Annotated in this window: 22 protein-coding genes and 1 pseudogene; 17 read left to right on the plus strand and 6 right to left on the minus strand. The window is 70.7% G+C overall.

Annotated elements, in window-relative coordinates:
* The 9 genes from mltG to ABD844_RS10635 all read left to right on the plus strand — a co-directional run.
* The coding region (gene mltG, locus ABD844_RS10595; protein ID WP_344875500.1) for an endolytic transglycosylase MltG at positions 1-1,059 on the plus strand (1,059 nt) is incomplete at its 5' end.
* 107 nt (positions 1,060-1,166) lie between these two features.
* Complete coding sequence (locus ABD844_RS10600) at positions 1,167-2,027, plus strand: shikimate dehydrogenase (protein ID WP_344875502.1); 861 nt, start codon at positions 1,167-1,169, stop codon at positions 2,025-2,027.
* Positions 2,028-2,355: 328 nt separating this feature from the next.
* The gene (gene infC, locus ABD844_RS10605; protein ID WP_425568537.1) at positions 2,356-2,925 is read left to right on the plus strand and encodes a translation initiation factor IF-3; all 570 of its coding nucleotides are present in this window, start codon (positions 2,356-2,358) and stop codon (positions 2,923-2,925) included.
* 120 nt (positions 2,926-3,045) lie between these two features.
* Positions 3,046-3,240, plus strand: coding sequence for a 50S ribosomal protein L35 (gene rpmI, locus ABD844_RS10610; protein ID WP_090761693.1), 195 nt, complete (start codon positions 3,046-3,048; stop codon positions 3,238-3,240).
* 24 nt (positions 3,241-3,264) lie between these two features.
* On the plus strand, positions 3,265-3,648 hold the full coding sequence (rplT, locus tag ABD844_RS10615) for a 50S ribosomal protein L20 (protein WP_219538506.1): 384 nt from the start codon (positions 3,265-3,267) through the stop codon (positions 3,646-3,648).
* A gap of 148 nt (positions 3,649-3,796) precedes the next feature.
* Positions 3,797-4,600, plus strand: coding sequence for a TrmH family RNA methyltransferase (locus ABD844_RS10620; protein ID WP_344875505.1), 804 nt, complete (start codon positions 3,797-3,799; stop codon positions 4,598-4,600).
* 50 nt (positions 4,601-4,650) lie between these two features.
* On the plus strand, positions 4,651-5,742 hold the full coding sequence (locus ABD844_RS10625; protein WP_344875507.1) for a sensor histidine kinase: 1,092 nt from the start codon (positions 4,651-4,653) through the stop codon (positions 5,740-5,742).
* 131 nt (positions 5,743-5,873) lie between these two features.
* Positions 5,874-6,914, plus strand: coding sequence for a phenylalanine--tRNA ligase subunit alpha (gene pheS, locus ABD844_RS10630; RefSeq protein WP_344875573.1), 1,041 nt, complete (start codon positions 5,874-5,876; stop codon positions 6,912-6,914).
* Positions 6,914-9,466, plus strand: coding sequence for a phenylalanine--tRNA ligase subunit beta (locus ABD844_RS10635; RefSeq protein ID WP_344875510.1), 2,553 nt, complete (start codon positions 6,914-6,916; stop codon positions 9,464-9,466). Before pheS ends, ABD844_RS10635 begins: the two co-directional genes overlap by 1 nt.
* A gap of 86 nt (positions 9,467-9,552) precedes the next feature.
* Here ABD844_RS10635 and ABD844_RS10640 read toward each other — a convergent pair whose 3' ends face one another.
* On the minus strand, positions 9,553-10,167 hold the full coding sequence (locus ABD844_RS10640; protein ID WP_344875512.1) for a Uma2 family endonuclease: 615 nt from the start codon (positions 10,165-10,167) through the stop codon (positions 9,553-9,555).
* A gap of 76 nt (positions 10,168-10,243) precedes the next feature.
* Between ABD844_RS10640 and ABD844_RS10645 the strand changes: the two genes are divergently transcribed.
* Positions 10,244-10,477, plus strand: coding sequence for a hypothetical protein (locus ABD844_RS10645; RefSeq protein WP_344875514.1), 234 nt, complete (start codon positions 10,244-10,246; stop codon positions 10,475-10,477).
* 150 nt (positions 10,478-10,627) lie between these two features.
* Positions 10,628-11,371 carry a metallophosphoesterase family protein gene (locus ABD844_RS10650; RefSeq protein ID WP_344875516.1) on the plus strand — a complete coding sequence of 248 codons (744 nt, stop codon included), beginning with the start codon at positions 10,628-10,630 and terminating at the stop codon, positions 11,369-11,371.
* Between the two features lie 106 nt (positions 11,372-11,477).
* On the opposite strand, the gene ABD844_RS10655 is transcribed toward ABD844_RS10650, so the two are convergent.
* The 4 genes from ABD844_RS10655 to ABD844_RS10670 all read right to left on the minus strand — a co-directional run bounded on the left by ABD844_RS10655 (position 11,478) and on the right by ABD844_RS10670 (position 15,624).
* Positions 11,478-12,776, minus strand: coding sequence for an MFS transporter (locus tag ABD844_RS10655; protein WP_344875518.1), 1,299 nt, complete (start codon positions 12,774-12,776; stop codon positions 11,478-11,480).
* A 198-nt stretch (positions 12,777-12,974) separates the two neighbouring features.
* Positions 12,975-13,325 (minus strand): nuclear transport factor 2 family protein, encoded by a 351-nt coding sequence (locus ABD844_RS10660; RefSeq protein WP_344875520.1) that lies wholly within the window; start codon positions 13,323-13,325, stop codon positions 12,975-12,977.
* A gap of 56 nt (positions 13,326-13,381) precedes the next feature.
* Entirely contained in the window at positions 13,382-13,792 is a 411-nt protein-coding gene (locus tag ABD844_RS10665) for a hypothetical protein (protein WP_344875522.1), read from the minus strand.
* A 167-nt stretch (positions 13,793-13,959) separates the two neighbouring features.
* Positions 13,960-15,624, minus strand: a complete 1,665-nt coding sequence (locus ABD844_RS10670) for a class I adenylate-forming enzyme family protein (RefSeq protein WP_344875524.1) — start codon at positions 15,622-15,624, stop codon at positions 13,960-13,962.
* 308 nt (positions 15,625-15,932) lie between these two features.
* Here ABD844_RS10670 and ABD844_RS10675 point away from each other — a divergent pair, with 308 nt between their 5' ends.
* Positions 15,933-17,561: an endo-1,4-beta-xylanase gene (locus tag ABD844_RS10675; protein WP_344875526.1), complete on the plus strand. Its 1,629-nt coding sequence runs from the start codon at positions 15,933-15,935 to the stop codon at positions 17,559-17,561.
* A 256-nt stretch (positions 17,562-17,817) separates the two neighbouring features.
* Positions 17,818-20,811: an alpha-mannosidase gene (locus tag ABD844_RS10680; RefSeq protein ID WP_344875528.1), complete on the plus strand. Its 2,994-nt coding sequence runs from the start codon at positions 17,818-17,820 to the stop codon at positions 20,809-20,811.
* Here the strand turns inward: ABD844_RS10680 and ABD844_RS10685 are convergent.
* A complete protein-coding gene (locus ABD844_RS10685) occupies positions 20,808-21,989 on the minus strand; it encodes an ROK family transcriptional regulator (protein ID WP_344875530.1) in 1,182 nt (393 codons plus the stop codon). The two genes, ABD844_RS10680 and ABD844_RS10685, sit on opposite strands and share 4 nt — an antisense overlap.
* A gap of 110 nt (positions 21,990-22,099) precedes the next feature.
* On the opposite strand from ABD844_RS10685, the gene ABD844_RS10690 reads away from it, so the two are divergent.
* The 4 genes and pseudogenes from ABD844_RS10690 to ABD844_RS10705 all read left to right on the plus strand — a co-directional run.
* The gene (locus tag ABD844_RS10690) at positions 22,100-23,428 is read left to right on the plus strand and encodes an extracellular solute-binding protein (RefSeq protein WP_344875532.1); all 1,329 of its coding nucleotides are present in this window, start codon (positions 22,100-22,102) and stop codon (positions 23,426-23,428) included.
* On the plus strand, positions 23,425-24,342 hold the full coding sequence (locus ABD844_RS10695) for a carbohydrate ABC transporter permease (RefSeq protein ID WP_344875534.1): 918 nt from the start codon (positions 23,425-23,427) through the stop codon (positions 24,340-24,342). The genes ABD844_RS10690 and ABD844_RS10695 overlap by 4 nt, the downstream gene beginning before the upstream one ends.
* On the plus strand, positions 24,339-25,160 hold the full coding sequence (locus ABD844_RS10700; RefSeq protein WP_344875536.1) for a carbohydrate ABC transporter permease: 822 nt from the start codon (positions 24,339-24,341) through the stop codon (positions 25,158-25,160). The genes ABD844_RS10695 and ABD844_RS10700 overlap by 4 nt, the downstream gene beginning before the upstream one ends.
* Before the next feature lie 151 nt (positions 25,161-25,311).
* Positions 25,312-25,826, plus strand: a pseudogene (locus ABD844_RS10705) (serine protease); the annotation flags it as partial.

A 25,826-nucleotide genomic window follows, 5' to 3' on the forward strand; every position in this document is an offset into this window, starting at 1 on the left:
CGGCGCCGGCGCCGCAACCGGGGCGGGCTGCTCGCGCCGCTGCTCGCCTTCGTCGTCCTGGCGGGCATCCTCGGCGGCGGCGGCTACTACGGCTACCTCTGGCTCAGCGACGCGCTCGTGCCCGACGACTTCACCGGTCAGGGCGCGGGCGATGTCGTGATCGAGGTCAAGCAGGGGCAGAGCGCCTCCGAGGTGGCCGAGGAGCTGGCCAAGCAGGGGGTCGTGGCCAGCGCCAGGGCGTTCACCAACGCGATCGGCAACGCGGGCAAGAGCGACCAGTTGCAGCCCGGCGAGTACAAGATGCGCAAGCGCATGTCGGCGGCCAGCGCCGTCACGTTGCTGCTCGCCCCGGACAGCCGGATGCTCGTGACGGTCACGCTCGCGGAGGGCCTGCGGCTGTCCCAGACGTTCGCCAAGCTCGCTGAGGAGACCGGCAAACCGGCCAAGGACTTCGCCGCCGCGGCCAAGGACACCGAGAACCTCGACCTGCCGTCCTATGCCAAGGGCAGGCTGGAGGGCTACGCCTTCCCGGCCACGTACCAGTTCCAGCCCAAGACCACCGCCAAGGAGATGCTGGCGGAGATGGTCAAGCGGTTCAACCAGACCGCCGACCAACTGGACCTCGAAGGCGGCGCGAAGGCCCTCGGCCGCACGCCGCACGAGATCATCGTCATCGCCAGCATCGTCCAGGCCGAGGCCGGCCGGCAGGAGGACATGGCGAAGATCGCCCGCGTCATCTACAACCGGCTCGACCTCGATCCGCCGATGAAGCTGCAGATGGACAGCACGGTGATGTACGCGCTCAACAAGTTCCGCACGACCGCGACCATCGCCGAGACGGAGACCAAGCACCCGTACAACACGTACATGAACCTGGGCCTGCCGCCCGGCGCGATCACCAACCCGGGTGACCACGCCATCGAGGCGGCGCTCAGTCCGGCCAAGGGTGACTGGCTCTACTTCGCGGCCACCGACCCGAACAGCAACGTCACGAAGTTCGCGAACACGTACGCCGAGTTCCAGCAGTTGGAGGCCGAGCTCAGGCGGAACGGCGGCTGACCGCCCCTGCGCCTGCCCGGGGACGTCCCGGGCGGTCGCGGTAGGTCCGAGTCGGCCGTCGTGCTGTTCGGTGGCGATAGGGTCGTGCCTGTTCGGAAGGAGTGGGGATGCGGGCTGCGGTGATGGGCTCGCCCATCGGTCATTCGCTCTCGCCCTGCCTGCACAGGGCCGCCTACCGGGCGATGGGGCTCGACGGGTGGAGCTATCAGGCGTTCGAGTGCGACGAGGCCCGGCTGCCGGAGCTGCTGGCAGGGCTGACGCCCGTGCGCGGGCAGGCCGGCGCGGGAGACGACGCCTGGGCCGGGCTGTCGCTCACGATGCCGCTCAAGCGGGCCGTGCTGCCCCTGCTCGACACGGTCTCCGCGCCGGCCGTGGAGGTCGGCGGGGCCAACACCGTGATCTTCCGGGACGGGCGGCGGCACGGCGACAACACCGACGTCTACGGCATCGAGCGGGCGCTGGCCGGGGCCGGGGTGCCCGCGCCGCGCTCGGCGACCGTGCTGGGCGGCGGCGCCACGGCGGCCTCCACGCTGGCGGCGCTGCGCAACCTGGGGCTGTTCTCGGTCACGCTGCTGGTGCGCGACCCGGCGCGGGCCGGGGAGACGGCGGAGGTGGCCGAGCGGCTGGGCGTGACGCTGGCGGTGGAGACGTTCGACAAGCTCGACGCGTTCACGGGGGTGGACCTGGTGGTCTCCACGCTGCCGGGCGGGGCCGCCGACACCTTCGCTGACCGGCTGGCGCGGGTGCCCGCGCTCTTCGACGTGGTCTACTCGCCGTGGCCGACGAGCGCCGCGGCGGCGGTCGCGGCCGCGGGCGGCACGGTGGTAGCCGGGTTCGAGATGCTGCTGCACCAGGCGGTGCGGCAGGTGCGGTTGATGACCGGCGTGGCCGACGTGCCGGTGGAGGCCATGCGCGCGGCGGCGGAGGCCGAGATCCGCAGGCGCTCGGCCGCCGGACCCGCGTCCTGACGGGCGGTTGCGGGCCCCGGTGGCCCCGCCCGGAATGATTCGAACGGCCCCAGGCGTTGTGGTAGTGTAGCTCTCTGATCGGTCCGGCATGCCTTGCTGGACGCGCAAGCGGAGGTCTCCCTCCCACCTGAGTCGCCGGAAAGGCGGCCGGGTCCAGGATCACGCCGGACTACTCCGGGGAGCTCGAGGCCACGAAAGCCACAGAGCTCAGTGGCCCCGCATGCGCGACGTGCGGGGCTTTTCGCGTTCGCGGGAATGCGTAAAGCTCCGATGCGACGAGCACGTAGGGATCGCAAACCTAGGAGGCCCCATCAGCACTGAGCCCCGCATCAACGAGCGTATCCGAGTTCCCGAGGTTCGCCTCGTGGGCCCGAACGGCGAGCAGGTAGGCATCGTCTCGATTCACGACGCGCTGAAGCTCGCCCAGGAGGCCGACCTCGACCTCGTCGAGGTCGCGGCCACGGCTCGACCGCCCGTGTGCAAGCTCATGGACTACGGCAAGTTCAAGTACGAGTCCGCGATGAAGGCGCGCGAGGCGCGCAAGAATCAGGCGCACACGATCATCAAGGAGATCAAGCTCCGGCCGAAGATCGACCCGCACGACTACGAGACCAAGAAGGGTCACGTGGTGCGGTTCCTCAAGGCGGGAGACAAGGTCAAAGTCACGATCATGTTCCGCGGACGCGAGCAGTCCCGGCCGGAGCTCGGCTTCCGGCTCCTGCAGCGGCTGGCGGACGACGTCCAGGAGCTGGGGTTCGTGGAGTCCCACGCCAAGCAGGACGGCCGTAACATGATCATGGTGATCGGTCCGCACAAGAAGAAGGCCGAGGCGAAGGCGGAAAAGGCCGCAGCCAAGGCCCAGCGTGGCAGCGAGGAGCCTTCCGCACAGGAGGCATGACCCGCGGTTGGGGTTAGCCTTACAACACCCCAGCAGCCACCGGCAGACGAAGACGCCGCGACCGGGTCGGCCAGCACCGGCCCGGCCAGCGGCACGACCGAAACGAGGAGAGACGGCGACATGCCGAAGATGAAGACGCACAGCGGTGCGAAAAAGCGGTTCCGGGTCACCGGCACCGGCAAGATCAAGCGTCGCCGTGCCAACCGCGCGCACTACAACGAGTGGAAGTCGTCCACGCTGACGCGCCGTCTCAAGAACGAGGTCGTCCTTTCCGACGCCGACTCGAAGAAGATCAAGAAGCTGCTCGCCAAGTAGTGCGAACCCCCGGGGAGAAGAATCATGGCACGCGTGAAGCGGGCGCTCAACGCCAAGAAGAAGCGTAAGGTCGTCCTCGAAAGGGCGAGCGGTTACCGTGGCCAGCGGTCGCGGCTCTACCGCAAGGCCAAGGAGCAGATGCTCCACTCGATGACGTACGCCTACCGCGACCGCAAGGATCGCAAGGGCGCTTTCCGTCGTCTGTGGATTCAGCGCATCAATGCCGCCGCCCGCCAGAACGGCATGACCTACAACCGTCTGATCCAGGGTCTGCGCCTGGCCAACATCGAGGTCGACAGGAAGATCCTGGCCGATCTCGCGGTCAACGACAGCCAGACCTTCGCCACGCTCGTCGAGGCCGCCAAGAAGGCGCTCCCGGCGAACGTGAACGCTCCGGCCGCGAGCTGAAGCGGCTGATCTGACCGAGGGGCCCACCGTCGACGGTGGGCCCTTTGTTGCTGTCTGCACGAGCCGCATGGGCCCGCTTCCTGGGCCGACTTCATAGGGCTGGCTGCGGGGACGGGCGTATGAGCCGTCCGCACGACTGGGGGAGACGATGGCCGGGTCCGAGCTGACCAACGTGAGATCGCCGCGGGTCAAGGCCGCCAGGCGGCTCACCAAGCGGGCCTTCCGCGAGCAGGACAGGAGATTCCTGGCCGAGGGGCCGCAGGCGGTGCGCGAGGCGCTCAAGCTCGACGGCGTGCCGCTCGAGCTGTTCAGCACGGCCGAGGCCGAGCTGCGCCATCCCGAGCTGATCACCGAGGCCACGCTCAAGGGCGTGCCCGTGCACCGGGCCAGCGGCGAGGTCATGGCCGAGCTGTCGCAGACCGTGACCCCGCAGGGGCTGGTGGCCGTCTGCGGGCTCGTCCACGTGCCGCTGGAGGAGGCGCTGCCCGGCCCGGCGCGGCTGGTGGCGGTGCTGGCGCACGTGCGTGATCCGGGCAACGCCGGGACCGTCATGCGGGCGGCCGACGCCGCCGGGGCCGACGCGGTGGTCTTCACCGACGCCTCCGTGGACCCGTACAACGGCAAGTGCGTACGCGCCAGCGCCGGCAGCCTGTTCCACGTGCCCGTCGCGATCGGTGCACCCGTGGGCGCCGCCGTGCGTCAACTCAGGGAGCGGGGCCTGCGCGTGCTGGCGGCCGACGGCGCGGGCAAGCACACGCTCGACGATGTCGATCTCTCGGGACCGACCGCGTGGATCTTCGGCAACGAGGCGTGGGGACTGCCGGAGGAGATACTCGCCGAGGCGGACGATGTGGTCAGAGTGCCCATCTACGGACAGGCTGAAAGTCTGAACCTGGCCACCGCCGCGGCGGTATGCCTTTACTCCTCGGCCAGGGCGCAGCGAGTGCCCTAGGCGGCCGGAAACCCGCTATTGTCGGCGTTGTAGGTGGAGGAGGCGAGGTCGTGCACGGCGCAGACACCGACGGGCGAGTCGTGGCCGCCGTGTGCACGATAGCCATCGACGATCTTCCCGACGGCCTCATCGTGACCGACCGAAACGGGCGCGTGCAGGCGGTCAACCGGGCCGCCGCCCGGCTCACCGGCGTCGCCATGGAGCGCGCGGTCGGCCGGCACATGAACGACGTGTTCCCGTTCCGCGACAACGACGGGCGCGACTGGTGGAAGGCGCTCGACCCCGACGGCGGGCTGCGCACCCGCGTACGCGTGCCCGAGCGGCCGCTGCACCTGCCCGGCGGTCAGGAGCTCTACGTCGCCGCCCGGCTCGTACGCGAGCCGGAGCGCGGCGGCGAGGTCGACCGCGTGGCGATCACGCTGCGCGACGGCGGCGCGCGGGCCCGGCTGGAGCGCAGCCGCGCCGACCTGGTCTCCACCGTGGCCCACGAGCTGCGCTCGCCGCTGACCAGCGTCAAGGGCTTCACGGCGACGTTGCTGGCGAAGTGGGAGCGGTTCACCGACGAGCAGAAGCGCGTCATGCTGGAGACCGTCAACAACGACGCCGACCGCGTCACCCGGCTCATCACCGAGCTGCTCGACGTCTCGCGCATCGAGTCCGGGCGGCTGGAGGTGCGCCGCCAGGTCGTCGACCTGCCCGCCAGGGCGCGGCGGCTCGTCGCGGGCCGGGTCGCGGCAGGTGAGGCCGAAGACCGCTTCCACCTGATCGCGGGCTCCGACCTGCCGGAGATGTGGCTCGACCAGGACAAGATCGACCAGATCCTGGGTAACCTGGTGGAAAACGCGCTGCGCCACGGGCGCGGCACCGTGACAATAGAGATCGAGTCCTTCGAGTGGGGAGTTGCCGTGTCGGTGCGCGATGAGGGCGAGGGCATCGAGCCCGAGCTGGCTCCGCGCGTCTTCAGGCAGTTCTGGCGGGGCGGCAACAGCCGTCGCCGCGGCGGCACCGGGCTCGGCCTGTTCATCGTCAAGGGCTTGGTCGAGGCGCACGGCGGCACGATCACGGTGGCGCGGGCCCCCGAGGGCGGGGCGGAGTTCCGATTTACCCTGCCCACCGGCACGCCCGACTTCGCCGGCGTCTAGTCGCCGCGTTCGGGCCCGGTGGGCGGGTCCCACTAGACTCTTTTCCGCTCAAGCCCTGGATACGGAGCTCACTCTTGTCTGACTACGATCCCGTCGAGGTGACACCGTTGCATGCCGACGAGTTGTCGCGGATGGAGGCCGACGCCGTCGCGGCGATCAAGACGGCCGGCGACCTCGACGCACTCAAGCAGGCCAGGCTGGCGCACGCGGGCGACCGCTCGCCCATCGCCCTGGCCAACCGTGAGATCGGCGCCCTGCCGCCCGCCGCCCGCGCCGAGGCCGGCAAGCGCGTCGGCGTGGCCCGCAAGGCGATCAACGAGGCGCTGGCCGCCCGCCAGGCCGAGCTGGAGGCCGAGCGCGACGCCCGGGTGCTCGTCGAGGAGACCGTCGACGTCACCCTGCCCTGGGACCGGCGGCCGCGCGGCGCCCGCCACCCGCTGACGACGCTGCAGGAGCGCGTCGCCGACGCGTTCGTCGCCATGGGCTACGAGGTGGCCGAGGGTCCCGAGCTCGAAGGCGAGTGGTTCAACTTCGACGCACTCAACATCGCCAAGGACCACCCGGCCCGCTCCGACCACGACACGTTCTTCGTCGACTCCACCGAGTCGGGCATGGTGCTGCGCACGCAGACCTCGCCGGTGCAGATCCGCGCGCTGCTCCAGCGCGAGCTGCCGGTCTACGTGATCTCCCCGGGCAAGACGTTCCGCACCGACGAGCTCGACGCCACCCACACCCCGGTCTTCCACCAGACCGAGGGCCTGGCCGTCGACGAGGGCCTGACGATGGCCCACCTCAAGGGCACGCTTGACCGGTTCGCGGAGGTGATGTTCGGCAAGGGCATCACGACCCGGTTCCGGCCCAACTACTTCCCGTTCACCGAGCCGTCCGCCGAGATGGACCTGAAGTGCTTCGTCTGCCGGGGCGCCTCGGCGGTCCCCGGCAACCCGCCCTGCCGCACCTGCAAGTCGGAGGGCTGGATCGAGTGGGGCGGCTGCGGCATGGTCAACCCGCGCGTGCTCGTCGCGTGCGGCGTCGACCCCTCGCGGTACTCCGGCTTCGCGTTCGGCATGGGCATCGAGCGGACGCTGATGTTCCGCCACAACGCCGAGGACATGCGTGACATGGTCGAGGGAGACGTGCGTTTCACGCTCCCGTTCGGAATGGAGATCTGATGAAGGTCCCGCTCTCCTGGCTGCGGGAGTATGTCGATCTCCCGGCGGTCACCGCGCAGGAAGTGGCCGACAGGCTCACCGCGGCCGGGCTCAAGCTCGAGTCGATCTCCTCGCACGGCCACGACGTCAAGAACGTCGTCGTCGGCGAGGTGCTCGAGATCGAGGAGCTGACCGGTTTCAAGAAGCCGATCAGGCACTGCAGGGTCGAGACGGGCGAGGCCGAGCCACGGATGATCGTCTGTGGCGCCACGAACTTCGCCGCCGGCGACCGCGTGCCGGTCGTGCTGCCCGGGGGCGTGCTGCCCGGCGGGTTCGAGGTCGGGGCGCGCAAGACGTACGGGCGTGTGTCCGAGGGCATGATCTGCTCCGAGCGCGAGCTGGGGCTGGGCGACGACCACAACGGCATCATGGTGCTGCCCGCGGGCACGCCGATCGGCGCCGACGTGGTCGAGCTGCTCGGGCTGCGCGACGAGGTGATCGAGCTGGAGATCACCCCCGACATCGGCTACGCGCTGTCGATCAGGGGGGTGGCGCGCGAGACCGCCACCGCGTTCGGGGTGGCCTTCCGCGACCCCGCCGACGTCGAGCTGCCCGCCGAGAGCGGGCCGTCGTGGCCGGCCGTCATCGCCGACCCGACGGCGTGCGACCGGTTCGTGCTGCGCGAGGTGCGCGGCTTCGACCCGGCCGCGCAGAGCCCGCTGTGGATGCGCGTACGCCTCACCCGGGCCGGTATGCGCCCGGTGTCCCTGGCCGTCGACGTCACCAACTACCTGATGCTGGAGCTCGGGCAGCCGCTGCACGCGTTCGACCGGGCCAGGCTGCGGGGCGAGATCGTCGTGCGCAGGGCCGTGGCCGGTGAGCGGCTGGAGACCCTCGACCACGTGGTGCGCGAGCTCGACCCCGACGACATCCTCATCACCGACCAGTCGGGGCCGATCTCGATGGCCGGCACGATGGGCGGGCTGGAGACCGAGATCTCCGACAGCTCGACCGACATCGTCATCGAGGCCGCCCACTTCTCCGCGACCGGCATCTCGCGCGAGTCGCGCCGGCACGGGCTGGTGTCGGAGGCGTCCAAGCGGTTCGAACGCGGCGTCGACCGTGAGCTGCCGCTCGTCGCCTCGTGGCGGGCCGTGCGGCTCCTGGCCGAGCTGGGCGGCGCGAGCGTCCAGCCCGGGGTCACGCACGCCGAGGTCGAGGTGACGCCCGCGCGCATCGCGATCCCGGCGGGCCACCCGAGCCGGGTGGCCGGGATGACGTACTCGAAGGACACCGTGGTCGCCCGCCTCGAACAGGTCGGCTGCGTCGTGACCGACGGCGCCGACCCGGCCGTGCGCAAGGGCGGCGTGGCCCCGACCGGCGTCGTGACCGGCGGCGCGCTGGCGGCCAGGCTCGCGGTCACCGGCGACGACATGATCACCGTGACGCCGCCGTCCTGGCGGCCCGACCTCACCGACCCCAACGACCTGGCCGAGGAGGTCATCCGGCTGGAGGGCTACGAGAGCCTCCCGTCGGTGCTGCCCTCCGCCCCGGCGGGCGCAGGTCTCACCGAGTCGCAGCGGCTGCGCAGGCGGGTCGGCCGGGCGCTGGCCGAGGGCGGCTACGTCGAGGTGCTGAGCTATCCGTTCATCAGCCCCGACGACTTCGACCGGCTGCAGTTGCCCGCCGACGACGCGCGCCGCCGCGCCGCCCGGCTGGCCAACCCGCTGTCGGAGGACGAGCCGCTGATGCGCACGACGTTGCTGCCGGGGTTGCTGAAGACCCTCGTACGCAACGTCGGGCGCGGCTTCGCCGACGTGGCGCTGTTCGAGACGGGCGCCGTCTACCGGCCGCGCGAGAGCGGGCCCGCGACGGCTCCGGTGCTCGGCGTCGAGCGCCGGCCGACCCTCGAAGAGCTGGCCTCGATCGAGGCGGCGCTGCCCGAGCAGCCGCTGCGGGTCGCGGTGGTGCTGGCCGGGGAGTTCGAGCGGTCCGGCTGGTGGGGCGACGGGCGCGCGGCCTCGTGGGCCGACGCGGTGCAGGCCGCCCGGCTGGTGGCGGGCGAGGCGCGGCTGGAGCTGTCCATCAGCGCCGACCAGCACGAACCGTTCCACCCGGGCCGGTGCGCCGCCCTCTACGTGGGCGACACGCTGGTGGGGCACGCCGGTGAGCTGCATCCGCGGGTGGTCGAGGCGTACGGGCTGCCGGCGCGCACGGCGGCGATGGAGCTGGAGCTGTCGCGGCTGGAGGCGGCCATGCCGGGGCCGGTGCAGACGCCGTCGGTGTCGGCCTACCCGGTGGCCACCCAGGACGTCGCGCTGATCGTGCCCGACTTCACGCCGGTGGCCGACGTCGAGGCGGCGCTGCGCGACGGGGCCGGGGAGCTGCTGGAGTCGATCCGGTTGTTCGACGTCTACGCCGGGGAGCAGGTGGGCGAGGGCAACAAGTCGCTCGCGTACTCGATGCGGTTCCGGGCCGCCGACCGTACGCTGACCGTGGAGGAGACCACGGCGGCGCGCGACGCGGCGGTCGCGATGGCGGCCGACCGGGTGGGCGCGCAGCTTCGCGGGTGAGCGGTTGACGAGGTGACGCAGGGGGGCGGCGCGGCGGACGCCGCGCCGGCCTTTACCGGGCGTCGGCCCTTACCGGGCGTCGGCCCTTACCGGGCGCGGGGCCGGTAGAGCGTGGTGAGGTCGATGTCGATGTCGAACGGGACCGTGAGCTTGAGCCGGTCGTGGTGAACGCCGGCGCTGGCGTAGGCCTTCGTGCCGGGGTCGCGCTCGAAGACGAAGACCGCCGGCTGGCCGTGGATCTCTTCGATACGCCAGTAGTGCGGGATCCCGGCTTCCGCGTAGAGGACGGGCTTACGCTCCCGGTCGCGGACTGCGGATTCCGGTGAGACCACTTCGACGGCCAGCACGACGTCCGCCGCATCGAAGCAGGTGACGTCGGGATCTGTGGGAGCGCCAGGACCCACGACGATGAGGTCGGGCTCCGGACGCTGGCGCGGGCCGAGTTTGACGGTCATGCGCGAGAGCACTTCGTGGTCTCGGATAGCGAGGTCTTCCAGTGCGTTGTACAACCGGTGAATGACCATCTCATGGAAGAGTCTCTGTGGGCTCACGAAGACCAAGCTTCCATCAATCAACTCTGTGTGCGCAGGCAAATCCGGAATGTGATCGAGATCGTCTGCCGTGAAGCCCCCTGGCGGTGGGATCAACCAGTCGGGGTGAGAAGGATGCGTCATCTTTTCGATCACCGCTTCGGCAGTCATGGTGCAACGCTACCAATCTATTGTGCTCACGCCATGTAAACGACAGGACACGGTCGGGTAAGTCTGGAGGATCGGTATGGCGCGGTTGCTGGTCTTCGGCGAGCGGGACGACGCGGAGGAGGTGGCCGAGACGCTGGGGGAGTGGTTTCCGGAGGTCGGGGTGCCTCGGGTGGTGCGGGAGACGCTGGCCGGGGAGGACGACGCCGAGGACGCGCAGTGGCTGGTCGTCGTCGAAGGGCTGGACGAGGCCGTCCTGGGGCGGGTGGACGAGCTGGTCGAGTGGTACGACGGGTGGCGCGAGGAGAGCTGACGGCGTTCGGGCGGACTGTGGTGGGAGGGTGCGGTGGTCGCCCGGACCCTGGGCTGGCTGACGTGCCCGGCGCGGGCTCGGGCGGGCCGAGGTTGTTCGTCGGGTGCGAACATGTGATCCGGCGCGGCCGGAGTGCGGGAGAGTGGGCGTATGCGTGTCGCCGTGCTCTCCGACGTCCATGGTGTGCTGCCCGCGCTCGAAGCCGTGCTGGCCGAGCCCGAGGTGGTGGCCGCCGATCTGATCGTGCTCACCGGTGACGTGGCGGCCGGGCCGATGCCGGTCCAGACGATCGACCTGCTGGTCTCTCTGGGGGAGCGCGCGTTGTGGGTGAGCGGGAACGCCGACCGCGAGCTGGTGGAGGCGGCCGGGGGGAAGGAGAGCCCCTACCCGTCCAGCCAGTGGGCGGCCGGGCGACTGCGGGCCGACCAGGTCGAGTTGCTCGCCGGGCTGCCCGCGCGGCAGGTGCTGGAGCTGGGGCTGCTGGGGGAGACGTTGTTCGTGCACGCCACGCCGCGCGGAGACGAGGAGATGATCCTGGTCGACAGCTCGCTGGAGCGGTGGGGCGAGGTGCTGTCGGGGGAGAGCGCCGAGACGGTGGTGGTGGGCCACACGCACATGCCGTTCGTCCGGCTGGCCGATCGGGTGCTGGTGGTCAACCCGGGGTCGGTCGGGATGCCGTACGGGAGATACGGGGCGCAGTGGGCGTTGCTCGACGGGGAGAGCGGTGCGGTGACCTTGATGACCACGCCGCTCGACGCTCGGCGGGTGGGGGAGCGGCTGGTCGCCGAGAGCGGGTTCGAGGGGATCGAGGAGTGGGTCGGTGAGTACGTTTCCCACGTCTACTCCGATGCCGAGGCGCTGACCGTCTTCGCGAAGGCGGAGCGGCGCCCCTGATCGGCGGCGGTTCAGGGGCGCCGATGGTCGGTGGTGCCAGGGTGCCTGGGTGCCGGAGTTCGGTGGTGCGGGGGGTGCTGGTGTTCAGCGGTGCCGGGGGTGCTGGTCAGGTGGGGGTTTTGGCCTCTGCTTTGGCGTCGGCCTCCCGGCGGGCCTTTTCCGCCAGGGCGTGCTCGTCCGTGCGCGCGTCGTACCGGCGGAACTTCGGCAGGGCGGAGGCCAGGCCGAGGACGGCCGCCACGCAGAGCAGGCCGCCCGCCCCGAGGGAGAAGCGGGTGCCGCCGATGTTCCCCATGAGGCTGGCCCGTGCGTTGCCCAGCATCGGGCCGCTGGCGTAGGAGAGCAGTTCGATGCCCGCCAGGCGGCCGCGCAGCTCGGGCGGGATGGTCTGGTTCCACATCGTCATGCGGAAGATGCCGCTGATCATGTCGGCCGCGCCCGCGAGCGCGAGGCAGGCGAAGATCAGCCAGATGTTCGGAGCCAGGGCGGCCAGGGCCACCGCCGCGCCCCAGGCCGCCGCCGCCACGATCACGCCGAGACCGTGGCGCTGCACCCGGGCCGTCCATCGGCCGGTGAGCGAGGCGATCAGCGCGCCCACCGCGGCGGCCGAATAGAGCAGCCCGAGGGCCTGCGGCGCCTTCAGCTCGTCGGCCAGGAACGGGAACAACGCCGTCGACATCGCGAACACCATGGCGGCAATGTCCACCAGGTAGGTGCCCATGAGGTCCTTGCGGCCAACCGCGTACCGGACGCCCTCGACCAGCGACCGCAGCGACGCGGGCGCGGCGTCCTCGGCGGCCGGGAGCGACCTGACGCGGCTGAGCAGGACCATCGACACCAGGAAGGTCAGCGTGTCGAACGCGTACGCCGAGGCCGGCCCCCACGCCGTCACCATCAGGCCGCCCAGTGCCGGGGCCACGATGGCGCCGAAGTTCCAGCGCAGGCTCGACAGCACCGCGGCGGCGCTCTGCTGCTCGTGTTTGACGACCTGCTGGATCACGGCCTCAAGGCTCGGACGTTGCAGGGAGGCGATGCCGGTGGAGAGCGCGCCCATCACGTACAGGACCCAGACCTGGGGGTCGGGCAGCATCGCGTTGACCATGAGGGCGGCGGTGGTGACCAGCAGGCCCAGCTCGCTCAGCACGATGATCTTGCGGCGGTCGAGCGCGTCGGCGATGGCCCCGCCCCACAGCCCGCACACCACCATCGGGACGAACTCGGCCAGACTCACCAACCCGACGGCCAGATAGGAGTCCGTCAGCTCCTTCATCTGGTACGGCACCGCGACCATGGAGATCATCGTGCCGAACATCGTGATGACGCCGGACCCGAAGAGCAGCCGGTAGTCGCGGGAGTCGCGCAGCGGGCTCAGGTCCAGCGAAAGGTGACGGAGAAGGCGTTTCATGGCAGCGGGCACGAAGTGCAATTTTCCGGTGAACGCCGTGGTCGGGGCAACTCAATTTGTGACTGTGTGAATTCAAGACCATGGGGCGGCGGTTCGAGCGGTCGGGGCTCTGGTGGGACAGCGCCGAGGCGGCCCTCGGAGGTTGTTCCGGGGCCGCCTCGGTGGGTCGACAGCAGGGCTTCAGGGGTGGGGCCGGGCTCAGGAGGGGACCTTGTCCAGGAAGCCGAGGGCCTTGCGGATCCTGCCGTCCTCGGCCAGCTCGATCACGTCGAACCCGATCGCGACCGGCTCTCCGCCCGCCGGGCCCAGGTGCCAGGTGAAGCGGGCGGTGTGGTGGTGGGCGTCGTACAGGTCGCCGGAGGTGAAGACCAGGCCGGGGAACATGCCCTGCGCGCCCTCGATCACCGCGGCGATCCCGGCGTGGCCGGAGACGTCCGCCAGCGGGTCGGTGTAGGTGGCGTCCTCGGTCCACAGTTCGGCCACGGCCTTGGCGCGGGCCTCGGGGTCGGTCTCGTTCCAGCAGGCGACGTAGCGGTCGATGAGGGTCATGGTTCTCGTTCTTTCTCTGTTGTTCGAGAGCGCTGTTGTCCGGGCGCGCTGGGTGGTCAGGCGGTGGTGCGGGTCTTGCGCAGGCCGGTGATCTGGAGTTCGGCGAAGAGGGCGACCACCAGGGCCTGGGCGATGGCCCAGGCAGATCCGGCGGTGGTGAGGTCGGCCGCTCCGGTGACGACGGCGGCGATGCTGCCCAGGGTCCAGACGACGTTCACGGCGATCACGGCCCGGGTGCCGGTGGGGGAGATCTGGCGGCGGCTGGCCAGGACGCCGACCGCGACGGCGTACGCGAGGAGGAAGGCGCCGATGCCGCGCAGCAGGCCGGTGCCGGGGCCGAGCAGGGGGCTCACCGGGGTGGCCAGGGCGAGGTAGGCCAGGCCGTTGCCGCCGGTGACGACGGCGTCGGCGGCCAGCGCGAGGCGCAGGAACTTCATCCGGTCGGGGGTGACGGTCACGGCGGTCATATCGGGCTCCTTGTACGGACGGCCTGGTTGCTGACACCTGAAAGATGTCAGGCCGTGGGTAGGGGCCGCGATTACCCGCGAGGTAGGCGAGGACCGGAATCCGCGCTCTCACCAGGGAGAACGTGGGTGATGTGAGGACCGTCACGCAGGCGGGTCCTGGGATCGCCTCAGGGGTTGCCGAGGATTTCCCGGCGCAGGTGTGTCTTGAGGATCTTGCCGCCGGGGTTCCGTGGCAGTTCGGCGTCGCGGAACCACACGTGTACCGGGATCTTGAACTTGGCGATCCTGCCCGAGAGGAACGTCCGCAGTTCCTCTGCCGTGACCGACGCGCCGGGGGCCAGGCGGATGACCGCCCCGACCTCCTCGCCCAGCTCCTCGTGCGGCACCCCGATCACGGCCACGTCGTCCACCGCCGGGTGCTCGAACAGCGCCGCCTCCACCTCGGCGCAGTAGACGTTCTCGCCGCCCCTGATGACCATGTCCTTGGCGCGGTCCACGATGTAGACGAAGCCCTCTTCGTCGATCTTGGCCAGGTCGCCGGTGTGCAGCCATCCGTCCACGAACGTCCGCGCGGTCGCCTCCGGCTTGTTCCAGTAGCCCAGGATGACGTTCGGGCCGCGTACGCACAGCTCGCCGACCTCGCCGGAGGGCAGGTCGGCGCCGGCCGGGTCCACCACGCGCACGTCCACCACGGGGGAGGGCACGCCGATGCTCTCGGGTCTGGCCAGGTAGTCGGCGCCGCCGTTGCCGATGGCCAGGGCGGAGGTCTCGGTCATGCCGTAGCCGTTGGAGGGGGCGCGGTTGGGGAGGTTCGTGGCGATGCGCTCCAGCAGCTTGGGCGGGGCGGGGGCGCCGCCGTAGCCGAGGGTGGTCAGGGAGGACAGATCGTACTTGCCGAAGTCGGGATGGGACATGAGCTGCCAGGCGTTGGTGGGCACGCCGACCATGGCGGTCACCCGTTCGCGCTCGATGAGACGCAGCGCCTGCTCGGGGTCCCACTTGTACATGAGCACGAGGCAGCCGCCGCCGAACATCGTGCTCGTCATGGCCGAGAAGCAGCCGGTGACGTGGAAGAGCGGGACGGTCAGGAGCGAGACCCTGCGGACGCCGGCCGCCGCCCCCGCGTCCTGTCCGGCCAGGACGGTCGCGCGCATGAGCCCGTACGCGATCGTCATGGGCGACTGGCCCAGGTTGCGGTGGCTGCCCAGCGCGCCCTTGGGGCTGCCGGTCGTGCCCGAGGTGTAGAAGATCGTGGCCGGGTCGTGCGGGGCCAGCTCGACGTCGGGGAGCTTCGCGTCGGCGGTGACCTCGCCCATGACCTCGTCGAACGCGCGGGCCCCGGCCGGCGCCGCGCCCCTGGTGACGATCATCGGCACGCCCGTGGCGGCCAGCCGTGCCGCGCGCTCGCCGTCCGCGATCAGCACCTTGGCGCCGGAGTCGCGTACGCCGTAGGCCAGCTCGGTCTCCGTCCACCAGGCGTTGAGCGGTACGGCGACGGCGCCCGCCACCAGCGCGGCCGAGAACGAGACCACCCATTCCGGGTAGTTGCGCATGGCCACGGCCACCCGGTCGCCCTTGGTCACGCCGTACTCCTCGACCAGGCGGGTGGCGAGGGTGGCGGCGCGGCGGAAGTGGTCCTCGAACGTGAGGTGCTCGTCCTCGTACACCAGGAAGACCTTGTCGCCGTGGAACCTGCTCATCTCCAGCAGCGCCCGGAAGTGGGCGGGGGCGTGCTTCCACGTGCGTACGCCGGTGTCGCCGATCTCCTCGATCTCAAAAAGCTGGCCGGGGCCGGTGAGCTGGGCCTGGACCTGGGCGTGCGAAAGAGACATCCGCTGAACTCCCGCAGTGGACGATTATCCCGGATAAATCACAGTACCGACCGGTAGGTACGCCGCGCTAGACAGTCAAGTCGTGACCTGGTGCCTTGTGAAAGTTTCACTGTCAATCCGATAGTTTCTACGCTCCAACTGCTGCTCTGGTGCTGCGGTGAGTTCGTGGTTGACCGCGCACTCACATGTCAATACCGTCGTCGGTGCGGTCCGATCCGGGCCGAAACTTTCGGAACCGAGTGCCTGCCTCCGGAGGTAGATGTCCCGTGCATTCGTCCTCGCTCCTCAGAGCCCTCACGTTAGTGGGGATGCTCGCAACCTTCCTCCTGCCCACCAGCCCGTTCGTCAGCGCGGCCGAGGCGTCGGCGCCCCTGCGCACCCACGCCGCGGCCCGGGGCAAGTTCATCGGCACGGCGCTCGCCACCGGCCCGCTGTCGAACGAGACCTCGTACCGCGACCTCGCGGCCACGGAGTTCAGCCAGGTGACGGCCGAGAACGCGATGAAGTGGGAGTCCACCGAGCCCAGCCAGGGCCAGTTCACCTTCTCCGGCGCCGACGCCGTCGTCAACTTCGCCACCCAGAACAACCAGCAGGTCCACGGCCACACACTGGTGTGGCACAGCCAGACGCCGGGCTGGGTGCAGGGCCTGGGCGCCACCGCCATGCGCGCGGCCATGCAGAACCACATCAGCCAGGTCGTCGGCCGCTACGCCAATAACCCGGCCGTGGTGTCGTGGGACGTGGTGAACGAGGTGTTCGACGACAACGGCGGCATGCGCACCTCGTTCTGGTACAACACGCTCGGCCAGAGCTACATCGCCGACGCCTTCCGCGCCGCCCGCGCCGCCGACCCCAACGCCCGGCTGTGCATCAACGACTACAACGTCGAAGGCGTCAACGCCAAGAGCACCGCGATGTACAACCTGGTCTCCTCGCTGCGCCAGCAGGGCGTGCCGGTCGACTGCGTGGGCCTCCAGGGCCACCTGGCCATCCAGTACGGCTTCCCCGGCGACCTTCAGCAGAACCTGCAGCGCTTCGCCGACCTCGGTGTCCAGGTGCGCATCACCGAGCTGGACGTGCGCATGCAGACGCCCAGAGACGCCACCAAGGACGCCACCCAGGCCACCTACTACCGCAACGTCGTCAACGCCTGCAACGCCGTCACCGCCTGCGCCGGGGTGACGATCTGGGGCTTCACCGACAAGTACTCCTGGGTGCCCGACACGTTCCCCGGCCAGGGCGCCGCGCTGATCTACAACGAGAGCTACCAGCAGAAGCCCTCCTACACCGCCGTGCACGACGCGCTGGCGGGCGGCACCGGCGGCGACACCACCCCGCCCACCACGCCGGGCACGCCCTCGTCCGGCAGCGTCACCGCCAACTCCGCCGCGCTGACCTGGACGGCCTCGACCGACAGCGGCGGCAGCGGGCTGGCCGGGTACAACGTCTACCGGGAGCAGGGGGCGACCGACCCGCTGCTCGGGCAGAGCACGACCAACTCGATCAACCTGACCGGGCTGTCACCGGCCACCCAGTACCAGGTCTACGTACGGGCACGTGACGGGGCGGGGAACCTGTCGGGCAACTCGCCGGCGGTCACGTTCACGACCACGTCCGGCCCCGGCGGCGGCGGGCCGTGCACCGCGGCGGGCACCGTGCAGACGCAGTGGAACAACGGCTACGTGATCCAGCCCGTCACCGTCACCAACACCGGCGCCTCCGCCATCACCGGCTGGACCGTCACCTTCACCCTGCCCGCCGGGCACACGCTGACCGGCTCGTGGAACGCCACCCTGACGGTCAGCGGCCAGACCGTCACGGCCAGGAACGCGAACCACAACGGCACCCTCGCGCCGAACGCCGCCACCAGCTTCGGCTTCCAGGTGAGCCGCCCCAACGGCAACACGCAGACGCCGTCGGGCTACACCTGCGCCTGAGCGGAGGATCCCCCGGGGCCTGCCCGGCCTGCCCGCCCGGCGCCGGTCGCCGTCCCGGGGGATCCTCTTCACGGATGGGGTGCACACCCGATCGTCACCGCCCGTCGAGGACGGTGCCGATGCCTCTGGCCGCCAAATGGGCAACGTCGCGGGCGGGCGTTGCCCGGCGCCATCGGGATGCATAACGTTTTGTGCGAAGGCGCCATCGAAGGCTGACACACCCATCCGCTGAGGAACCTGCTGAGGAGCTTGCCTGATGCATGACGACCGTAACCTGGTCGAAGGCCGTTTGAAGCGTGTGCTGGAGGAACGCATCCGCCCGGCGATCCACCCCGAGTCGGTGCCGCTGGAGGTGTCGGTCTGGCACGCGCCGGACGAGCCCGTCCCGGTGGCGGAGGGCCTGGCCGCGCCGCCGCAGCCGATCGCGGTGGGGCAGGCGTGGGGCGCGCCGTGGGGCACGAGCTGGTTCACGGTGTCCGGCACCGTGCCCGCGGAGTGGCGCGGGCGGATCGTCGAGGCCGTCCTCGACCTCGGGTTCGACGAGAACATGCCGGGTTTCCAGTGCGAGGGCCTGGTCTACCGCCCGGACGGCACCCCGGTGAAGGGGCTCAACCCGCGTAACCAGTGGGTCAGGATCGGCTCACCCGCCGACGGCGGCGAGGAGGTGCGCCTGCACGTCGAGGCCGCCTCCAACCCGGTCATCCTCGGCTACCCCCCCTTCCGGCCGACGTCGCTGGGCGACAAGGAGACGGCCGGCGGCGAGCCGCTGTACCGGCTGGCCCGCATGGACCTGGCCGTCTTCGACGAGACGGTGTGGCAGCTCGTCATCGACCTGGAGGTGCTGGGCGAGCTGATGCTGGAGCTGCCCGTGGAGGGCGCCCGCCGCTGGGAGCTGCTGCGCGCGCTGGACCGGGCGCTCGACCGGATCGACCTGCAGAACGTGAACGGCACCGCGGCGGCCGCCAGGGCGGAGCTGGCCGGGGTGCTGTCGGCCAGGGCGGTGCCGTCGGCGCACCGGATCAGCGCGGTCGGGCACGCGCACATCGACTCGGCCTGGCTGTGGCCGCTGCGCGAGACCGTACGCAAGGTGGCCCGTACGACCGCGAACATGACCGCGCTGCTGGAGGACGAGCCGGACTTCGTGTTCGCGATGTCGCAGGCCCAGCAGTGGGCGTGGGTCAAGGAGCACCGGCCCGAGGTGTGGGCGAAGGTGACCAAGGCCGTGGCCGCGGGCAGGTTCGTCCCGGCGGGCGGCATGTGGGTGGAGTCCGACACGAACATGCCCGGCTCGGAGGCCATGGCCCGGCAGTTCGTGCACGGCAAGCGGTTCTTCATCGACGAGTTCGGCGTGGACAACGAGGAGGTGTGGCTGCCCGACACGTTCGGGTTCGCGGCCGGGCTGCCGCAGATCATCAGGGCGGCCGGGTCGAAGCGGCTGCTCACGCAGAAGATCTCGTGGAGCCAGGTCAACACGTTCCCGCACCACACGTTCCTGTGGGAGGGCATCGACGGGACCCGGATCTTCACCCACTTCCCGCCGGTCGACACCTACAACTGCGCGATGAGGGGCAGCGAGCTGGCGCACGCGGCCCGCAACTTCAAGGACAAGGGCGTGGCCAGGCACTCACTGGCCCCGACCGGCTGGGGCGACGGCGGCGGCGGCACCACGCGGGAGATGGTGGCCAAGGCGGCCCGCGTACGGGACCTGGAGGGCTCTCCCATGGTCACCTGGGAGACGCCGGCCGAGTTCTTCGCCAAGGCCGAGGCGGAGAACCCGAACCCGCCCGTGTGGGTGGGGGAGCTCTACCTGGAGCTGCACCGGGCCACGCTGACCAGCCAGGCCAAGACGAAACAGGGCAACCGGCGCAGCGAGTCGCTGCTGCGCGAGGCCGAGCTGTGGGCGGCGACGGCGGCGGTGCGCACGGGGGCGGCGTACCCGTACGAGCGGCTCGACCGGATCTGGAAGACGGTGCTGCTGCACCAGTTCCACGACATCCTGCCCGGGTCGTCGATCGCGTGGGTGCACCGGGAGGCGCGCAGGACGTACGAGGTGGTGGCGGCGGAGCTGAACGAGATCATCGGCGAGGCCCAGCGTGCCCTGGCCGGTGACCCGTCGGGCGGCACGCTGGTCTTCAACGGCGCCCCGCACAGCCGGCACGGCGTGCCCGCGGGCGGCGCCGCGCGGGCGGTCCCCGTGGACGCGACGCGGGCGCACCCGCGCGAGGGCGGCGGCTACGTCCTGGACAACGACCGGCTCAGGGTGGAGATCGACGGCCGCGGGCTGGTCGTCTCGGTCGTCGACGTACGGCAGGGCAGGGAGGCGGTCGCGCCGGGCCGGGCGGCCAACCTGCTGCAGCTTCACCCCGACTTCCCCAACAAGTGGGACGCCTGGGACGTGGACGAGTTCTACCGCAACACGGTCACCGACCTGACCGAGGCCGGCGAGATACGCCTCGACGGCGACGCGGTCGTGGTCAGGCGCTCGTTCGGCGCCTCGTCGGTGACCCAGCGGCTCACGCTCGCGGACGGGAGCCTGGAGATCGACACGGAGGTCGACTGGCACGAGACCGAGAAGTTCCTCAAGCTGGCCTTCCCGCTGGACGTGCACGCCGACCGGTACGCCTCCGAGAGCCAGTACGGCCACGCCTTCCGCCCCACCCACACCAACACGAGCTGGGAGGCGGCCAAGTTCGAGGCGTGCAACCACCGTTTCGTGCACGTGGCGGAGCCCGGCTGGGGCGTGGCGCTGGTCACCGACTCGACCTACGGCCACGACGTCACTCGCGACGTGGACGAGCACGGCACCACCACGACGCTGCGCGTCTCGCTGCTGCGCGCCCCGCGCTTCCCCGACCCCGAGACCGACCAGGGCGTGCACCGCTTCCGTCACGCGCTCGTCCCGGGTGCGGAGATCGGCGACGCGGTGCGCGAGGGCTACTTCGTCAACCTGCCCGAGCGGAGCGTGCCCGGCGGCGCGCAGGTCGAGCCGCTGGTCACGGTGGACGACGACGCCGTGGTGGTGACGGCGGTCAAGCTGGCCGACGACGGCAGCGGCGACGTGGTGGTGCGCTTCCACGAGTCACGGGGCGGCCGGGCCAGGGCGACGCTGCGGGCCGGGTTCCCGGTCGCAGAGGTGGTCGCCACGGACCTGCTGGAGCGGCCCACGGGCGAGCCGCGGCGGCCGGAAGACGGCATTCCCGTGACACTGCGGCCGTTCGAGCTGGTCACGCTGCGCATGAAGCGCGCCTAGCGCCCCAGGCGGGGGGCGTAGGTGGCGTGGAAGACGAGGGAGGCCGCGCCGATCGCGGCGGCATCGGCCGCGATCGGCGAGGTCTCCACCCGCACCGCGTGCAGCCCCCTGGCCAGCGGCCGCTCCGCCACCGCGCGCGCGATCACCTCTCGGTAGAGGCCCCCGACCTCCCTGAGCGCGGGCCCGCCGAGCACGAGGAGGTCGATGTCCAGCATGTTCACCACGCTCACGGCGGCGTCGGCCAGCCGCTCCGCCACCCGCTCGATCACCCGCCGCGCCTCGGGCTCGCCGCTCGCCGCCGCCGCGCAGATGGCGGCGTGGCCGGCGCGGCGTCCGGTGCGGGCCAGCATCGCCGCCTCGATGGCGCTCGGGCAGCACACGGCCTCCACGCACCCCCGGTTGCCGCAGTAGCACTCGGGCCCGTCGGGCTCGACCGTGATGTGCCCGAACTCGGCGGCGTTGAGCGAACTGCCCCGGTAGACCTGGTTGTCAAGGAACAGCCCGCCCCCGATCCCCGTGCCCAGGTAGAGGTAGGCGAAGCCGGCCGTGGAGCGGGCGATGCCCGCCCAGCGCTCCCCGATGGCCGCGGCCGTGGCGTCGTTGTCCACGGTCACGGGGAAGCGGGTGTACTCCTGGAGCAGGCCCCTGATCGGCACCCGGTCCCAGCCCGGCAGCCGGGGCGGCGAGACCATCACGCCCGCGGCGTCCAGCGGCCCCGGGCAGGCCAGGCCCATCCCGAGCACCTTCCCGTCGGGCACCCCGGCCTCGCGCAGGATCCCGCGCGCCTGCCCGGCCATCCGCCGGATCACCGCGTCGGGCCTGGACCCCGGACGGACCGGCTGGCGCTGCCGGGCGATCGGCCGCCCCGCCAGGTCGGCCAGCACGCACGACAGCTCCTGGGGGTCGAAGTGCACGCCGACCGCGTATCCGGCGCGGGCGTCGACGCGCAGGATGGTGGGCGGCTTGCCGCCGCGCGACGGGGCCGAGCCGTCCTCGACGACCAGCCCCTCCTCCAGCAGCCTGCGTACGATGACGGACACGGTCTGGGCGGTGAGGCCGGTCATCCCCGCGATCCGCACCCGGCTTATCCCGTCGGAGGACTGGATGGCCTCCAGCACCACGGCCCGGTTGTAGCTGCCGACCTTGGGCAGGTTCGTGCCCCGCTGCATGTGACTCATGTCACCACAAAGTGTTGACTTAGTAAATCAAAGAGATTTACGTTCTCGGCAACCCAAGGAAACAAGGGGAGGCCGTGATGAGACACAGGCTGGCTGGTTCCCTCGTCCTGTTGACAGCGCTGACAGCCGCAGGATGCGGTGGCGGCGCGTCGCAGGAAGCGTCAGGAGCCAAGGAACTCGAGGTCCTCTACAAGGTCCAACCGACCTGGCCGCATCTGGAGAGGATGCTCACCGACGCGAAGAAGCAGTACGAGGCCGCCCACCCCGGCGTCACGATCAAGCTGGTCCCGGTGCAGGGCGAGAACGAGGCGTACTACACCAAACTCGCACTGCTCAACCGATCACCCGACTCGGCGCCCGACCTCTACTACCACGACACGTTCCAGGTCAACGCGGACGTCGCGGCGGGCAAGCTGGCCCCCCTCGACGACTACCTGGCCAAGTGGCCCGACTGGGCCACCCAGTTCCCCGACTCCGTCAAGCAGGCCGCCAGGGGCGCCGACGGCAAGATCTACGGGGTGCCGATCAGCACCGACACCCGCGGCCTCTGGTACCAGAAGGACGTCTTCGCCAAGGCCGGCCTGCCCGTCCCGTGGGAGCCGAAGACCTGGAACGACGTCCTGACCGCGGCCCGGACGATCAAGCAGAAGGTGCCGGACGCCATCCCGTTCAGCATGTACTCCACGAAGGCCCTCGGCGAGGCGTCGACCATGCAGGGCTTCGAGATGCTCCTGTACGGCACCCCCGGCGGCACCCTCTACGACGCCGCGCAGCAGAAGTGGGTGGCCGGCGGCAAGAACTTCACCGACGCCCTGACCTTCATCGACACCATCTACCGCGAGGAACTCGGCCCCAGGCAGGCCGACGCGCACAACCTCAAGCTGGCCGACAAGGCCAACTACGAGTGGTTCCCCAACGCCAGGCTCGGCATCTCGCTCGACGGCGCCTGGACGGCCGCGGCCTGGAAGCCGACCAGCACCAAGCCCTGGCCCCAGTGGACGGAGAAGATCGGCTGGACCGCCATGCCCACGCAGAACGGCGAGGAGCCGGGCGCGGTCAGCATGTCGGGCGGCTGGGTGATGGCGATGAGCGCCTACACCGAGCACAAGCAGGAGGCGTTCGACTTCCTCACCGTGGCCACCAACAAGGAGAACTCGACGACGTACGCGGTCGGCACGGGCGACCTGGCCCCCCGCAAGGACGTTGCGGCCGACCCGAGGTACGCCGCCGACAACCCGAGCGTCAAGTTCTTCACCGACCTGGCCGCGGTGACCCACTTCCGGCCGGCGTACGAGGTGTATCCGAAGGTGTCGGCGCAGGTCCAGGAGGCCATGGAGGCGGTCACCACCGGGCGGCAGAGCCCCGAGGAGGCCACCGCGGCCTACGTCAAGGCGCTGCCCTCGGCCGTCGGCGGCCCCGACAAGGTCGTCGCGCGATGACGGTCGCCACGGCGCCGTCCCCGCTCGTGACGGGCACGCCGCCCGGCGGCCCGTCACGGCGGCGGCGGGTGCTGCGCCGGCTGCTCCCGCTCGGTCCCGCGCTGGTGCTGCTGGCGCTCTTCCTCGCGGGGCCCATCCTGTGGAGCGTCTACATCGCCTTCACCAACGAGACCCTGACCGGGTCGGCCTCGGTGAACTCCCGGTTCGTCGGGCTGGACAACTTCGTCCGGCTCTTCGGTGACCCCAACTTCATCAACTCGTTCCTGCTGACGTTCGTCTTCGTGGTCGGCTCGGCGGTGATCGGCCAGAACACGCTGGGCCTGATCATCGCCCTGCTCCAGCGCGGGCGCGGCCGGGTGACGCGCAGCGTGGTCAACGGCGTGGTCATCGCCGCCTGGGTGATGCCCGAGATCGTGGCGGCGGCCTGCTGGTACTCGTTCCTGGCCGAGGACGGCACGCTCAACACCGTGCTCGGCATCTCGCAGGAGTGGCTCTACACGGCCCCCATGGTGGCGGTCATCCTGGCCAACATCTGGCGCGGCACGGCGTTCTCGATGCTCGTGTACTCGGCCGCGCTGTCGGAGGTGCCCGCCGACCTGGTCGAGGCCGCCGCGGTGGACGGCGCGGGCCCGGCGAGGCGGCTGCTGCACATCACGCTCCCGCTGATCCGCCGCTCGATCATGGCGAACCTCATGCTGATCACCCTGCAGACGCTGGCCAGCTTCGGCCTCATCTACGCCCTGACCGGCGGCGGCCCGGGCACGGCCAGCCAGACCACCCCCCTCTACATGTACGAGCAGGCCTTCCGCTACTTCGAGATCGGCTACGGCTCGGCCATCGCCCTGGTGATGCTGGTCATCGGCGCCCTGTTCTCGCTGATCTACCTGCGGCTGATCAAGGTGGAGGACGCATGACCCGGCTCGCCGCGCGCGGTGCGGCCTGGCTCGCCCTGCTGGTCATCGCGCTGGCCTTCGTGGGGCCGTTCCTCTGGGTGCTGGTCGCCTCGGTCCAGCCGGAGGCCACGCTGGCCGCCACGCCGACGCTCACGTTCTCCCTGGCCAACTTCGAGGCCGTGCTGACCTGGGAGACGATCATCCTGCCGCTGATCAACTCGATCGTCATCTCGGGCGCGACGGCGCTCCTGACGGTGCTGGTGGCGGGGCTGGCCGCCTATCCGCTGTCGCGCTACCAACTTCGCTACCGCCGTCCCTTCATGCTGACCCTGCTGTTCACCACGGGCCTGCCGATGACGGCGGTGCTCGTCCCGGTCTACGCCATGTTCTTCCGCTTCAACCTGTACGGCTCGGTCCCGGCCATGGTGCTCTTCCTGACCGCGAGCGCGCTGCCGTTCTCCATCTGGATGCTGAAGAACTTCATGGACGGGGTGCCGGTGAGCCTGGAGGAGGCCGCCTGGGTGGACGGCGCCGGGTGGGTGCGGTCGCTGCGGACCGTGGTGGGGCCGCTGATGGCGCCGGGGATCGCGGTGGTGGCCATCTTCGTGTTCGTCGGGCAGTGGGGGAACTTCTTCGCCCCGTTCGTGCTGCTGGACACCCCGGACAAGCAGCCGGCCGCGGTGACGATCTACACGTTCTTCTCGGAGTACGGGCAGGTCGCCTACGGGCAGCTCGCCGCGTTCTCCGTCCTCTACACGGCGCCGGCGGTGGTGCTCTACGTGGCGGTCAACAAGTATCTGGCCGGGTCGTTCACCTTCGCAGGGTCGGTGAAGGGCTAGGGCGGGCGCGTGGCGGATTTACGACAAGTCGGGATCTAGCCACGGCTTTTCGTGGACAACTGCTGATCAGGATGACTAGGAATTCGGTAGTCGTTCTTACCGAACCTTCTGGAGGTCGTCCATGCTACGTGGCTTAAGACGAGGGACGGTGATGGCCGTCGGCACAGCCATGGCGGCCTCGCTCCTGACCGTCCCCGGCGCGTACGCCGCCCCCGCCCCCGCCCCCGCGACGTTCACCGCCACGGCGGACACCAACGAGATCACCCTGATCACGGGTGACCGGGTGCAGGTGCGGGCCGTGGACGGCGAGCACCAGGCGGTCACCGTCGACCCCGCGCCCCGCGCGGACGGGTCCGTGCCCACGTTCCAGACGCTGGAGACGGACAGCGGCGTCACGGTCATCCCCAACGACGTCGCCTCCCTGGTGCCCGAGCTCCTCGACCTCGAGCTGTTCAACGTGACGGCGCTGGCCGGGCAGGACTACGGCGACGCCATCCCGCTGATCCTCACGTACGAGGGCAACGCCACCAAGGCGGCGCTGCCGGCCGTCAAGCAGGCGCGCACGCTGGAGAGCATCGGCGGCGCGGGCGTGTCGGTGGCCGAGCGGGACGCGGCGGCGTTCGGGGCCGAGCTGGTCAAGCTGGCCTCCGCGTCCCCGCAGGTTCG

The sequence above is a fragment of the Nonomuraea antimicrobica genome, from assembly GCF_039536965.1.
Classification (GTDB): Bacteria; Actinomycetota; Actinomycetes; order Streptosporangiales; family Streptosporangiaceae; genus Nonomuraea; species Nonomuraea antimicrobica.